The 14,161-nt window shown below is 33.0% G+C and carries 11 protein-coding genes; 3 read left to right on the top strand and 8 right to left on the bottom strand.

What is annotated here, in order from left to right:
* Nucleotides 1-152 precede the first annotated feature (152 nt).
* On the top strand, nt 153-2,330 hold the full coding sequence (locus AC061E_RS03330; RefSeq protein WP_478284987.1) for a carboxy terminal-processing peptidase: 2,178 nt from the start codon (nt 153-155) through the stop codon (nt 2,328-2,330).
* A gap of 115 nt (nt 2,331-2,445) precedes the next feature.
* Entirely contained in the window at nt 2,446-3,303 is an 858-nt protein-coding gene (locus AC061E_RS03325) for a DNA/RNA non-specific endonuclease (protein WP_478284986.1), read from the top strand.
* 58 nt (nt 3,304-3,361) lie between these two features.
* Here AC061E_RS03325 and rodA read toward each other — a convergent pair whose 3' ends face one another.
* The 6 genes from rodA to purH all read right to left on the bottom strand — a co-directional run bounded on the left by rodA (nt 3,362) and on the right by purH (nt 10,588).
* Nucleotides 3,362-4,597: a rod shape-determining protein RodA gene (gene rodA, locus AC061E_RS03320; RefSeq protein WP_478284985.1), complete on the bottom strand. Its 1,236-nt coding sequence runs from the start codon at nt 4,595-4,597 to the stop codon at nt 3,362-3,364.
* Entirely contained in the window at nt 4,572-6,557 is a 1,986-nt protein-coding gene (gene mrdA / locus AC061E_RS03315) for a penicillin-binding protein 2 (protein ID WP_478284984.1), read from the bottom strand. Before mrdA ends, rodA begins: the two co-directional genes overlap by 26 nt.
* Entirely contained in the window at nt 6,554-7,060 is a 507-nt protein-coding gene (mreD, locus tag AC061E_RS03310; RefSeq protein ID WP_478284983.1) for a rod shape-determining protein MreD, read from the bottom strand. Before mreD ends, mrdA begins: the two co-directional genes overlap by 4 nt.
* A complete protein-coding gene (mreC, locus tag AC061E_RS03305; RefSeq protein ID WP_478284982.1) occupies nt 7,053-7,877 on the bottom strand; it encodes a rod shape-determining protein MreC in 825 nt (274 codons plus the stop codon). Before mreC ends, mreD begins: the two co-directional genes overlap by 8 nt.
* Nucleotides 7,878-7,979: 102 nt before the next feature.
* On the bottom strand, nt 7,980-9,008 hold the full coding sequence (locus AC061E_RS03300; RefSeq protein ID WP_478284981.1) for a rod shape-determining protein: 1,029 nt from the start codon (nt 9,006-9,008) through the stop codon (nt 7,980-7,982).
* Between the two features lie 53 nt (nt 9,009-9,061).
* The gene (purH, locus tag AC061E_RS03295; protein WP_478284980.1) at nt 9,062-10,588 is read right to left on the bottom strand and encodes a bifunctional phosphoribosylaminoimidazolecarboxamide formyltransferase/IMP cyclohydrolase; all 1,527 of its coding nucleotides are present in this window, start codon (nt 10,586-10,588) and stop codon (nt 9,062-9,064) included.
* A 195-nt stretch (nt 10,589-10,783) separates the two neighbouring features.
* Between purH and AC061E_RS03290 the strand changes: the two genes are divergently transcribed.
* Nucleotides 10,784-12,034 carry an ABC transporter permease gene (locus tag AC061E_RS03290; protein WP_478284979.1) on the top strand — a complete coding sequence of 417 codons (1,251 nt, stop codon included), beginning with the start codon at nt 10,784-10,786 and terminating at the stop codon, nt 12,032-12,034.
* Nucleotides 12,035-12,164: 130 nt separating this feature from the next.
* On the opposite strand, the gene accD is transcribed toward AC061E_RS03290, so the two are convergent.
* Together accD and fbaA are read right to left on the bottom strand one after the other, a co-directional pair.
* On the bottom strand, nt 12,165-13,019 hold the full coding sequence (gene accD / locus AC061E_RS03285) for an acetyl-CoA carboxylase, carboxyltransferase subunit beta (protein ID WP_086454725.1): 855 nt from the start codon (nt 13,017-13,019) through the stop codon (nt 12,165-12,167).
* 74 nt (nt 13,020-13,093) lie between these two features.
* Nucleotides 13,094-14,161 carry a class II fructose-bisphosphate aldolase gene (fbaA, locus tag AC061E_RS03280; RefSeq protein WP_144891512.1) on the bottom strand — a complete coding sequence of 356 codons (1,068 nt, stop codon included), beginning with the start codon at nt 14,159-14,161 and terminating at the stop codon, nt 13,094-13,096.

Here is a 14,161-nt window from a genome sequence, read left to right as displayed (position 1 = left end):
GAAACTGGTAAAAACTGAACTAAATGTAAAAATTTAATATCAATTGAACTTTCATTTCATTAGAATAAAACATTTTATATCTTTAACAAAAATTTATGGCATCATGTCTTTATATGGCATGGTTTTTACCGTATCTTAGAATAAAAAAATTCATGAATACTATACTTCACTTTATGAAAAGAAATTATAAAATATTAATTGTTGTCGCGTGTATTTCGATGGCTTTATTTGCATTTAATATCAAAAGCTCAAAAAGTAATGATCCTGAAAAAGATAAGTTACTATTAGAATTATTGACTTTTGTTATTGAGAAAGGACATTATAGCCCTGCTACAATTGATGATAATTTTTCCAAGGGCATTTACAAGGATTACATTGTAGCATTAGATCCTTCAAAACGTTTTTTCTTGCAATCTGATATTGATGAGTTTTCAAAATTTGAACTGCAGTTAGACGATCAATTATTGAACAAAGATTTAAGTTTTTTTAATCTTACCTACGATCGTTTGATCAAAAGGATGAACGAGAGTACTAAAATTTACAAATCAGTGCTTAGTAAACCGTTTAATTATGAAACTGACGAGAGTTTCAATGTTGATTATGAGAAGGCACCTTATTCTAAAAATCTTACCGAATTAAATGATAAATGGAGAAAACAGATTAAATTGTCAACACTTTCTTCATTGGTTGACAAACAAAGATTAGAAGAAGATAAAAAGAAAAATGACGCTAAGTATGTGGTAAAATCTTTTGAAACATTAGAGAAAGAAACAAGAGAAAGTTCTTTAAAATCTCTTGATGAGTACTTCAGTTTTATAAAAGATTTAGATCGTAATGACTGGTTTTCAGTTTACATAAATGCAATCACAGGTCGTTTTGATCCTCATACCAATTATTTTGCTGCCGAAGAAAAAGAACGTTTTGATGTAAGTATAAGTGGTAAGTTAGAAGGTATTGGAGCAAGATTACAAAAGAAAAATGATCTTACTGAAATATCTGAACTTATTTCTGGTGGGCCTGCATGGAGAGGAAAACAATTAGAATCAGGTGATTTAATTATGAAAGTTGCTCAAGGTGAGGGCGAAGCTGTTGATGTAATAGGAATGCGCCTTGATGATGTGGTTAAAAAAATTAAAGGACCAAAAGGTTCTGAAGTACGTCTCACTATTAAAAAAGTTGACGGAACTATTAAAATTGTATCTATAATTCGTGATATTGTTGAAATAGAGGAAACCTATGCTAAGTCAAGTGTAGTTGAGAAAAATGGATTAAAATATGGGGTTATTTATTTGCCGAAATTTTATATCGATTTTGAAAATCCAGATGGTAGAGATGCTGGTAAGGATATAGCTATTGAAGTAGACCGTTTGAAAAATGCAGGTGTTAGCGGAATCGTATTAGATGTTAGAGATGATGGGGGTGGATCTCTATCTACTGTTGTTGATATTGCAGGATTATTCATTGAGCAGGGACCTATCGTTCAAATTAAATCGGCTGGACGTAAAAAAGAGGTATTGTATGATAAGGATCCAAAAATTGAATGGGATGGACCGCTAGTGATTATGGTCAATAGCTTTTCGGCTTCGGCCTCTGAGATACTTGCAGCTGCAATTCAAGATTACAAACGCGGTATTGTAATAGGAAGTAAACAAACGTATGGTAAAGGTACTGTTCAAAACGTATATGACTTAAATACGCTTGTTCGCAATAGTGCTGTAGGGGATTTAGGAGCGATTAAAACTACAACTCAAAAATTTTATAGAATAAATGGAGGGTCTACGCAGTTAGAAGGTGTTCATAGTGATATTGTGATGCCTGATCGTTATTCTTATTTAAAAATGGGTGAAAGGGATATTGACAATGCCATGCCTTGGGATAAGATTGATCAAACAAATTATCAAATATGGAATGACAATTCTAATTTTGACCAAGTAATAATGAATAGTAAAAACAGAATCACTCAAAGTTCTCAATTTCAATTAATTGAAGACAATGCAAAATGGATTGATGGACGTAGTGAGGAAAATTTATATAGCTTGAATATTACTAAATTTAAAATTGCTCAAGCTCAGATTGAAGAAAAAGCAAAAAAGTATAAATCAATAGTTGATTATAAAAATAATTTAAAATTCAGTTCTTTACCAAATGAAGTTGAGGCTATGAATCAAGATAGTTCATTAAAAGAGAAAAGAGAGAGATGGCATGAAACGTTGTCAAAAGATATTTATGTAGAAGAAGCTTTAAATGTATTAGATGATTTGCAATCAAAAGCTTTTACTAACAAAGTATTACCGGTTAAGGTAAAAAAAGATAAGCTTGTAAAGTCATAATTTGATGAAAAGGACTAAAACGTTCAAAAGTTATTTTGAGCGTTTTTTTTATGCTCATTTTTTAATATTTCCCTATCTTTATTTCAATTAGTTTTTTTAACGTTATCTAAGTTGTATGAGTTTTAATAGTATTAAAAAAGTAGTAGGGTGTATTGCAGTGATTGCAACACTTTTTTCATGTAAAAAGGATATATCAAATACTCAAAAAAGTTTTGTACCAATAGCAGATGAAAAGAGTGAATACGTAAACGGGATTGAAACTGAGGGTGGAGACCAAACAGATCTGCGTTTTAATACAAATGATTTATTACCAATATCGACCACAAATACAATTGTAATGCACAATTATTATTCTCTTTCTTATAATGAAAATTACGAACAAGCAGAGTGGGTTGCTTATGAATTAAAGAAGGATTACATAAAGAACAATAACTTTAAACGCCCTTTTTTTATTGAAGACACCAAAGTCGAAACTGGATCTGCTGATTGGAGAAATTATAAAAATTCTAATTATGATAAAGGACATCTTTGTCCAGCAGGAGATATGGAATTCTCAATATCAGCGTACAATGATACGTTTTTTACATCAAATATTTCTCCTCAAGATAAACAATTTAATAACGGAATATGGAATAGATTAGAGCAAAAAGTTAGGTACTGGGCAGTGAAAGATAATGGTGTATATGTAGTAACAGGAGGTGTTTTGAACAATTCCTTAAAGACTATTGGTAAAGAAAAGGTAGCTGTACCTCAATATTTTTATAAAATATTGATGAATCGCTCAGGAAATAGAGTGAAAATGATTGGTTTTTTAATGCCTAATAAACCAAATGATGAACCTTTATATAAATTTGTAGTATCTGTAGATGCAATAGAAAAGCTTACGGGAATTAACTTCTTTCCTCAATTAGAAGATCGTTTAGAAAACCAATTAGAAGCGAACAAAGATTATAAAGATTGGAGTTTTAACTAAATCTAGTACTGCATATTCGATAAGATTAGGCTAATAGTTTTGAAACCTTAAACAGCAATTACCATTCATTTACTTTATTAGCATCCATTTTGATGAAAATAAACAGTAGTATTGTAAAACCCCATAGACCTGATCCTCCGTAGGAGAAAAAAGGCAATGGTACACCAATTGTTGGGAATATTCCAGATACCATAGCAATGTTTACAAAGAAATGGGTAAATAAAATACCCGCTACGCAATACCCATAAACCCTACTAAACTTCGTTTTTTGCCTTTCGGCTAAATATATAATTCTAAGAAATAATCCTGCAAATAGCACTATTATAACTAATGAGCCTGCAAACCCCCATTCTTCACCAACTGTTGTGAAAATATAATCGGTATGTTGTTCTGGTACAAAGCCACCTTTTGTTTGTGTACCTTCTAGAAAACCTTTTCCCAGCCATCCACCAGAACCAATTGCTATTTCTGATTGATTGGTGTTGTAGCCCGATCCTTTTAAATCTACTGCTTTACCCAATAAAATATTAAAACGGTCCCTATGATGCTGTTTAAAAACATTATTAAAAATATAATCAACAGAGAATACAAATCCAGATATCAATACAAACAAGATACCGCTTAATACTACGTTTCTATCTGCTAATCTTGATTTATAATGAACTAATATAAGTACAAGTAAAGCTGCTAAAACAACATAAATAGGCTCAATTACCAATGTGAGTACAAATAATAAAATGGTTATGAAACCCGTCCAAACATACCAGGATGGCAAACCTTCTCTGTATAACACGATGATAAAAATACTATATATTAAAGCACTACCTGGATCTGGTTGCGGAAGTATAAGAATTACAGGTAGAAGTATTATGGCAAGCGCTTGAATTTGTCTATTTGGATCTTTTAAATTAATTTGAGTGTCACTTAAAAATTTTGCTAATGCTAGAGATGTAGCTGCTTTTGCAAACTCTGAGGGTTGAATTGTAAAACTTCCTATTGCATACCAACACCTTTGACCAGCTATGGTTTTTCCAAATAAGAATAGACCAGCTAACGACATAAGTGCTACAACAAAAATGATACTAGCATATTTTTCATAAAACTTACCATCAACAGATACAACAATAAAGATTAATGGGATGGTAAATAGAATGAAGACCAATTGTTTCTCATAAGTGTCTTGCATAGACGATAATGAGGAGGAATAAATATTCAACCAACCTAATAGTACTAGCACCGTATAAATAATGATGCTGATCCAGTCAATATTATTTGTTATACTTTGGTTTTTCATTAGATTGAGAAGCTAGTTTTTTTTCTTTAATGGTATCAGTAGTCAACAGAACTTTTTTAGGTGTCCCTGTCTTTAATTTTTGTAATGAATCTGCTATTTTTAATTGCAGTTTAATGGCTTCAGAAAGACCGCCCAACTTGGCATAACGACTTTGTAAACTGGTTGCCAAAATTCTTTTTTCAAGATCTACACGAGTGATTTTTTTTCTTAGGTATTTTTCAATCATTAAACTCGCAATTGGTCCAGCAATAGTTGCACCATATCCACCATTTTCTACCATTACTGCTATGGCAATTTTTGGGTTGTTCATTGGGGCAAATGCTACAAATATGGAATGATCTTCCATTTTAACTTTTATTCCACCAATTCTGGTTGAGTTTTCGGCTGTACCAGTTTTTCCACAAATTTCAATTCCCTCTACTCGAAGTCCTCTTGCAGTACCTAGATTGTAAACGTCAAATAATCCACTAATAATAGGTTTGAAAAATTTCTTATCAATTGTAGTAGTGTGTTTAGTAGTGAACTTACTTTCAATTGGGATACCTTCTATTTTTTTTATGATGTGAGGCGTGTAATAATATCCTTCATTAGCTACTGTTGCCATCATGTTTGCTAATTGAATTGGGGTCATAAGAACTTCTCCTTGACCAATAGCGTTTGATACAATAGCTGTGCTTCTCCAGCCACCATTAGGATACATGCGTTTGTATGTTTTTGAGGTGGGAACTAATCCTTTTTTGCCTGTAGGTAAATCATAACCCATAAATTGGCCTAAGCCAAAACTTTTAAGGTGATTACTCCAAACATCAACGGCATATGCAGGTTTTGCATATTTATTGATGGTTTTCATATATGCAGTTGCAAAATAAGAGTTGCAGGATTCATATATTCCTCTGTGTAACTGCAGAGCTCCTCCATGGCAGTGGCATCCCATAAATCTCCCTCTAGCATAGCTAAAACCTCTATTGCAAAATACGGTAGTATTGTAATCAATTACACCTTCCTGTAAAGCTACAAGACCTGTTAAAATCTTGAAAGGAGATCCTGGAGGATATTCTGCCAGCAAACCACGGTCGTATAAAGGTTTAGCAATTGAGTCGCGGTACAATTGTGTATAATTTTTAGAGCGTTGTCTACCTACCAGAATTCCTGGATCGTAGGATGGGGCAGTTACTAATGCTAAGATTTCACCAGATTTAGGTTCAATGGCAACAATTCCACCTCTTTTATTAATCATTAGCTCTTCTCCATATTTTTGGATTTCGGCATCAATGGTAAGGTTGATGTCTTGGCCTTGAACAGCTATGGTGTCATATTTACCTGCTTTGTAGGATCCTATTTCACGATTATGTTTGTCTTTCTGAAGGTATTTTACCCCTTTAATACCACGTAATAAATCCTCATAACTTTCTTCTACTCCTTGTTTTCCAATTAAATCTCCGCTGTTGTAGTATGGGTTTTTTTCAATTAGTTTTTCATTTACTTGGGTGATAAATCCAAAAATATTGGCTCCATAATTTACCTCATAATCTCTTAGGGAACGTTTTTGAAAATAAAAACCTTCGTATTTTCTAATCTTTTCCTGAAAAGCAGCAAACTCATTTTTATTTAATTGCGATAAAAAAACAGAAGGCAACCTAGGACTGTAAACAGTTGCTTTTTCTATCTTTTTTATAAAAACCTCTTTTGTGATATTTAATAATTGACAAAACTCAAGTGTGTCAGTATTCTTAACTTCTCTTGGGATAACCATTATGTCATAAGAAGCTTGGTTAGCTACAAGTAATTTTCCGTTACGATCATAGATATAACCTCGTTCAGGATATTCGTATTTCTTTTTAATGGCGTTATTCTCTGATTGTAATTTTAAGGTTTCATCAACCACTTGCAAATAAAAAATCCTTACAACCAATAATAGCGTAGCAATGGTTATTAGGCCGGGCAAAAGTGCTTTTCTCATCTTTTATTAGGCTTGATTAGATAAATAATTATGATGCAAATAATTATTGTAAAGATGGTACTCAATAACACAGTAAGTAATGTGTCTAAGATAAAACTCAACTGAAAGGCCTCTAATAAAAACAAGGTAAAATGATGAATGACAACCGATAGTAAAATAAATGTAAAACGTTGTGGGGTAAGTACCTCATTTAATTTTATGGTTTGGTATTCATAACTTAAACCAAATGCAAATTTAAAAAGAGTAGGGCGTAAGTAAGCCAATAAAATACATGCCGTGGCATGTGTCCCTCCAGAATTACTAAAAAGATCCATGATAATACCCAGTAAAAAACTAGATGCCAGCAAGGCAGATTTATTTCCATTTACAGGATACAAAATGATAAATAATACATAAGGAAACGGACTAACATAGCCCAGTAAATTCATATTGTTGAACACAATTATCTGAATTGCTAATAAAAGAATAAATCGAAATGTGTTGACAAACAAGGTGCTATTCATCTTTTTCTATTTTTTCTAAATTAGTAATCTCTTCTTTGTCCTTACTTTTAATAATGTATACATGACCCAGATTAGTCATATCATTAAATAACTTTACGTCAAGTGTATAAAAGTTAGTTTGGGTGTCTCTATAAATTTTTGAAATAGTACCAATATTTATATTCTCAGGAAAAATCACAGATTGACCACCAGTTACTATCGTATCGCCTATTTTTATCATTGCTAGTCTAGGTAGATCAGTCAATTGAACAAATCCAGTACTTTTTCCGTTCCAATTTAACGACCCAAAGTGGTTTGATTTTTTTATCTTAGCATTAATTTGCGATCGTTTATTGAGAATGGATATTACAGTAGCATATTTTGGTGAAGTGTTTTCAATGATACCTACAATTCCTAAACTGTTGATCACGCCCATGTCAGGTTTTACTCCATCCAGCTCGCCAGAATTTATAGTGAGGTAGTTTTCATAAACATTATAGGAGTTGTGAATAACTTTAGAAACTAATATTTCACTAGGTTTTACGCCTTTCAAACTGTCCGTTAATTTTACGCTAGCGGTATCTTTTTTATTAAAGAGTAAGCTTTTAAGGGTTGCGTTTTCTTGTGCCAATGCGTCATTTTGAGCTTTTAAATTCAAATATTCATTGACATTGTTTATTTTTTCATAAACGCCACCACTCAAAAAATTAGCGGAACTTATTATTTTACTTCTATGAAAAGAGTGTGATTGAATAGTCAAGGAAAGTGATATACCCAAAAGCAGCAAAAACAGCAATCGGTTGCTGTTTTTAAAAATAAAATTAAAAATTTGCTGCATTTTCTTAAATGAATTATTTTAAAGTAAATTGAAACAAAAACTAAATCCTAATTATAAATTCAATTGGTAAACCTATCTAGAATTTAGTTTTAAGTGTTTTAATTATTTAATAAGTATACTTTTAAATTTAACTATGTTTTTCAAGGCCATACCAGTACCTCTTACTACTGCTCTCAAAGGATCTTCTGCTATATAAACCGGTAAATCTGTTTTTTGAGAAATTCTTTTGTCAAGACCTCGTAGCATTGAGCCTCCCCCTGCAAGATAAATACCTGTATTGTAGATATCAGCAGCTAATTCTGGAGGTGTTTGAGATAAGGTTTCCATTACGGCATCCTCAATTCTTTGAATAGATTTGTCTAATGCTTTTGCAATTTCCCTGTAAGATACTTCTACTTGTTTTGGTTTACCAGTTAATAAATCTCTTCCTTGAACAGACATATCTTCAGGGGGTGTCTCAAGATCTTCTATGGCTGCTCCAATTTGGATTTTTATTTTTTCTGCCGTACTTTCTCCTACAAATAAATTGTGTTGTGTACGCATGTAATAAACAATATCATTTGTAAATACATCACCCGCAATTTTTACGGATTTGTCACATACTATTCCTCCAAGAGCAATTACGGCAATTTCAGTGGTACCACCACCTATATCAACAATCATGTTTCCTTTTGGTTGCATAATATCAATGCCAATACCTATTGCGGCTGCCATTGGTTCGTGAATCAAGTATACTTCTTTACCATTTACACGCTCACAAGATTCTTTTACGGCACGCATTTCCACCTCAGTAATTCCAGAAGGGATACATACTACCATGCGAAGCGCTGGAGTAAACATTCTTTTCTTTAATGCCGGAATGCTTTTTATAAACATACTAATCATGGCTTCCGAAGCAGCAAAATCAGCAATAACACCATCTTTTAATGGCCTAATGGTTTTTATGTTTTCATGAGTTTTACCTTGCATCATGTTTGCTTCCTTACCTACTGCAATGATTTTTCCAGTTACTCTATCTCGAGCAACGATGGATGGACTATCAATAACAACTTTGTCGTTGTGAATGATCAATGTGTTTGCGGTTCCAAGGTCAATTGCTATATCCTCGGTCATGAAATCAAAAAATCCCATAAGTTTTTTAAGGGTTAAAAGTTATATAAAAATGTCTGACAAAGTTAAACAAATTAATGTTTAAAATGGCGTGTTCCTGTAAATACCATTGCAAGATTATTTTCGTTGCAATAATTGATGCTCAATTCATCTTTTATAGATCCTCCAGGCTGAATAACGGCTGTTATTCCTGCTTCTTTAGCGAGTGCAACGCAATCTGGAAACGGGAAAAAAGCATCACTGGCCATGGAAGCGCCTTGTAAATCAAATCCGAAATTCTTCGCTTTATCTACCGCTTGCATTAAAGCATCTACACGAGAGGTTTGTCCTGTACCTGAAGCAATAAGTGTACCGTTTTTTGCAAATACAATTGTGTTAGACTTTGTGTTTTTACAAATTTTAGAAGCGAAAATTAAATCTTTAATTTCTTGCTCAGTAGGCGCTGTATTGGTAACGGTTTTTAGATCCTCTTTAGTATCTGTGATGTTGTTTCTTTCTTGAATTAATAATCCGTTTAAACACGTACGTACTTGTTTTTGAGGCAAAGCCATTTCATTTTGGATTAAAATAATTCGGTTTTTCTTTTCCTGTAGAATGCTTAGTGCTTCATTATCATATTCAGGAGCTATTACAACCTCACAAAATAAAGAGTTGATTTCTTGAGCGGTTGATACATCTATTTTAGTATTCGAAATTAATACACCACCAAAAGCTGATGTTGGATCACATGCTAAAGCTGCACTATATGCGTCGTGAATCGTTGTTCTCGTTGCTAGTCCACAAGCATTGTTGTGTTTTAAAATGGCAAAAGTTGGTCCGTCATTTTTGAATTCATGAATCAAATTAACGGCAGCATCTACATCCAATAAATTGTTATACGAAAGTTCTTTTCCATGAACTTTTTTAAACATCGAATCAAAATCACCGAAGAAAAATCCTTTTTGATGTGGGTTTTCCCCATATCTTAAGATTTGACCATCAGCAATACTTTCTTTGTAAATGGTTTCATCTGTATTGAAATAATTAAAAATTGCACCATCATAATGCGAAGATACATGGAATGCTTTGGTAGCAAATAATTTACGATCTTCTAGTGTTGTAGCTCCGTTTTGTTTAGTGATGGTCTCTAAAAATAAACTGTATTGCTCCATTGACGAGACGATAACGGTATCTTTAAAGTTTTTAGCTGCTGCGCGAATTAATGATATTCCGCCAATATCTATTTTTTCAATAATATCAGCTTCACTAGCTCCTGAAGCTACCGTTTTTTCAAATGGGTATAAATCAACAATAACAAGGTCTATTTGCGGAATATTAAATTCTTTCATTTGTTCTACGTCACTCTCATTGTCTTGACGATTTAGTATTCCTCCAAAAACTTTTGGGTGTAATGTTTTTACTCTACCACCCAAAATAGAAGGGTATGAGGTAACGTCTTCTACAGGAATTACTGGTATTCCAAGATTTTTTATAAAATTTTCAGTACCTCCAGTAGAATAAATTGTAACATTTTGACTGTTTAGTTGTCTAACGATTGGTTCTAATCCTTCTTTAGAAAAGACAGAGATTAATGCTGATTGGATTGTTTTTGTTGCGCTCATTATGTAGTTATAGTTATGAGGTGCAAAAATAGTTTTTTAATGTTAAAATTAAGCCATTTGAAAATGAGATAATTTTAATTTGTAAATCTCTTTTTAGAGTTTACATTAAAATGAAAGGATTCATGTAGCCTTTCATATTTTTATTAGGTTTTTGAATATTATTTATAGATTTTTACTTAACACAATACACATTATATGTTAGTTTACCTTAGATTGTTACGAGAAAGTTTTGGATTTGCGATGAGTGCCTTGCGCAACAATAAATTGAGAACCTTACTTTCGTTATTAGGAGTTACGATCGGAATTTTTTCAATCATTGCAATTCTAGCTGCGGTAGATTCTTTAGATAAAAAAATTAAAAAAGATTTAAGTAGTTTAGATAAAAATACGATTTATCTAATGCGATTTTCTTTTGGCCCTTCAGAAATCCCACAATGGAAACGAGAGCAATTTCCTGATGTTAAATACGATGAGTATGAATATTTGAAAGGCTCTATGAATGATGTAGACGAAATGGCATTTCAATTTTTTGTAAATCGAGAAAGTTTAAAATACGAATCAGAGTCTGTAAGTGATGTGAATATTGTTCCCGTTTCTCATGAGTTTATTGATATACAAGGTCTTGAGTTTGATAAAGGAAGGTTTTACAACGAATCTGAATCTAATTCTGGAGCGGCAGTGATCGTTTTAGGATATGATATTGCACAGAGTCTTTTTGGCGAAAGCGAACCTATTGGTAAAAACTTACGCTTGTACGGCCAACGTTTTAGTGTTATTGGTACTTTAAAAAAGCAAGGCGAAGGAATGTTTGGCGATAGTAATGATACATCTGTTTTTATTCCAGTTAATTTTTTAAGACGTATGTATGGTGATAACAATAATGCCATGACCCCAGTAATCCTTGTAAAACCTGAAAAAGGAGTTGATATGGATGCTTTTAAAGCTGAACTTGCTCAGAAACTTAGGAATTTTAGAGGTATGAAAGTAGATGAAATCGATAACTTTTTTGTCAATGTGCTTTCTGGTTTTACAGATTTACTAGACGGAATCATTAGTGCAATGCGAGGTGGAGGAATATTGATTAGTGTTTTCTCGTTTTTAGTGGGTGGTTTTGGTGTGGCCAATATTATGTTTGTTTCTGTAAAAGAGCGAACAAACTTAATTGGAATTCAAAAATCATTAGGCGCCAAAAACAGATTTATACTTTTTCAATTTTTATTTGAAGCTATTATTCTATGCGTAATAGGGGGAACTATCGGTTTGATTATTGTGTGGTTGCTGTCTATATTACTGACAAATGTATTGGACTTTGAATTTGTCTTAAGTTTTTGGAACATCCTAATAGGATCTGGATTATCCATTATTGTTGGTGTAATTTCGGGAATTCTACCAGCTATTTCGGCTTCAAAATTAGATCCTGTTGAGGCTATTCGAACTGGTATGTAAAAGATTATTTCTAATTTTTAATAATTTATAGTAAAAAAAAAGCAGCTTCCCAATTATGAGAAGCTGCTTTTTTTATTTTAATGAATCAAAAACGATTGAATAATATTCAGCCTATACTTTGGATTTCAAATTATCGTACAGGATTGTTTTGAATCAAATCTATATACAAGTTAATCTTGTCTTTCAATTCTTTTCTTGGAGTAATAAAATCTAAGAATCCATGCTCAAGAAGAAATTCAGCAGTTTGAAAACCTTCTGGCAAATCTTTTCCAGTGGTGTCTCTTACTACTCTCGGACCTGCAAAACCTATCAATGCGCCTGGTTCAGCGATGTTAATGTCACCTAGCATAGCGTATGAAGCCGTAGTTCCTCCCGTAGTAGGATCGGTACATAAAGAAATATAGGGTAATTTTGCTTCAGCAAGTTGGGCCAATTTTACGGATGTTTTTGCCAATTGCATTAAAGAGTAAGCAGCTTCCATCATTCTAGCCCCACCTGATTTTGAAATCATCAAAAACGGCATTTTGTTTTTGATAGCGTGATCTATTCCTCTTGCAATTTTTTCTCCTACAACAGCTCCCATAGATCCGCCAATAAAAGCAAAATCCATACAGCAAATTACTAAATCTTTACCTTTAGATTTTCCAACACCTGTGCGTACGGCATCTTTAAGTTTAGTTTTATCCATGACATCTTTCAATCGATCGGCATACTTTTTTGTATCCACAAAATGAAGAGGGTCTTTAGAAGTCATGTTTTTGTCTAATTCAACAAATTCATTGTTGTCAAACAAAATTTGAAAATACTCAGCGCTACCTATTCTTACGTGAAAACCATCTTCTGGACTTACAAATAAGTTGCGAGCAAGTTCATCTGCATCAATAATTTTTCCTGTAGGAGATTTGTACCAAAGCCCTTTTGGAATATCCATTTTGTCTTCAGTAGCAGTTGTAATCCCTTTTTCTTTTCTTTTAAACCAAGCCATATTTATTGTTTTTGTTGTTTCAGGTTTAAAGTTTAAAGTTTTGAAACCTTAGACCTGAAACTTTAAACTTTTTATTATAATGTATTCACGTTGTTCAAGTCAGCAAATGCTTGCTCCAATCTTGTATTGAAAGTGATTTCGCTTTCACGCAACCATTTTCTTGGATCGTAATGTTTTTTATTTGGAGCGTCAGCCCCTTCTGGATTACCAATTTGTGTTTTTAGATAATCAATATTTTTAATCATATAATCACGAATGCCTTCTGTAAATGCAAATTGCAAATCAGTATCGATATTCATTTTGATAACACCATAGCTAATTCCTTCTCTAATTTCTTCAAGTGTAGATCCTGATCCACCGTGGAAAACAAAATCAACGGGGTTGTGACCTGTGTTGAATTTATTTTGAACAAAATCTTGAGAATTCTTTAAGATTTTTGGAGTTAATTTTACATTTCCTGGTTTGTATACTCCGTGTACATTTCCAAAAGCGGCTGCAATTGTAAAACGAGGACTTATTTTAGAAAGTTCTTCGTATGCATAAGCAACTTCTTCAGGTTGAGTGTATAATTTTGAGCTATCTACATCAGAGTTATCTACACCGTCTTCTTCACCACCTGTAATACCTAGTTCAATTTCAAGAGTCATCCCCATTTTGCTCATTCGCTCTAAATAGCCTTTGCAAATTTCAATGTTCTCTTCAATTGGCTCCTCAGATAAATCAATCATATGTGATGAATACAGAGGTTTTCCTGTTTTTGCAAAATGTGCTTCGGATGCGTCTAATAATCCATCAATCCAAGGCAATAATTTTTTTGCACAATGGTCAGTATGTAAAATTACCGTTGCACCATAGGCTTCCGCTAGTGTATGAATGTGCAAAGCACCAGCAATTCCACCAGCAATTGCTGCTTTTTCTCCTGCATTAGATAATCCTTTACCAGCATTAAATTGTGCTCCACCATTAGAAAATTGAATGATTACGGGCGCATTAAGTTTAGCGGCTGTTTCAAGAACGCTATTTATTGTATTTGAGCCAGTTACGTTTACTGCAGGCAATGCAAATCCTTTTTCTTTAGCATAATTAAAGATTTCTTGAACCTGATCTCCTGTTGCTACTCCTGGTTTTATGTTGTGTGCCAT

It is taken from the genome of Flavobacterium sp. GNP011, from assembly GCF_056428925.1.
This window is presented reverse-complemented; position numbering and strand designations above follow the sequence as displayed.

Excerpts from the sequence above, each read along its gene's own strand:
- AC061E_RS03330 (WP_478284987.1), top strand. The coding sequence starts at position 153 with ATGAATACTATACTTCACTTTATGAAAAGAAATTATAAAATATTAATT.
- AC061E_RS03325 (WP_478284986.1), top strand. The coding sequence starts at position 2,446 with ATGAGTTTTAATAGTATTAAAAAAGTAGTAGGGTGTATTGCAGTGATT.
- rodA (WP_478284985.1), bottom strand. The coding sequence starts at position 4,597 with ATGAAAAACCAAAGTATAACAAATAATATTGACTGGATCAGCATCATT.
- mrdA (WP_478284984.1), bottom strand. The coding sequence starts at position 6,557 with ATGAGAAAAGCACTTTTGCCCGGCCTAATAACCATTGCTACGCTATTA.
- mreD (WP_478284983.1), bottom strand. The coding sequence starts at position 7,060 with ATGAATAGCACCTTGTTTGTCAACACATTTCGATTTATTCTTTTATTA.
- mreC (WP_478284982.1), bottom strand. The coding sequence starts at position 7,877 with ATGCAGCAAATTTTTAATTTTATTTTTAAAAACAGCAACCGATTGCTG.
- AC061E_RS03300 (WP_478284981.1), bottom strand. The coding sequence starts at position 9,008 with ATGGGATTTTTTGATTTCATGACCGAGGATATAGCAATTGACCTTGGA.
- purH (WP_478284980.1), bottom strand. The coding sequence starts at position 10,588 with ATGAGCGCAACAAAAACAATCCAATCAGCATTAATCTCTGTCTTTTCT.
- AC061E_RS03290 (WP_478284979.1), top strand. The coding sequence starts at position 10,784 with ATGTTAGTTTACCTTAGATTGTTACGAGAAAGTTTTGGATTTGCGATG.
- accD (WP_086454725.1), bottom strand. The coding sequence starts at position 13,019 with ATGGCTTGGTTTAAAAGAAAAGAAAAAGGGATTACAACTGCTACTGAA.
- fbaA (WP_144891512.1), bottom strand. The coding sequence starts at position 14,161 with ATGGCACACAACATAAAACCAGGAGTAGCAACAGGAGATCAGGTTCAA.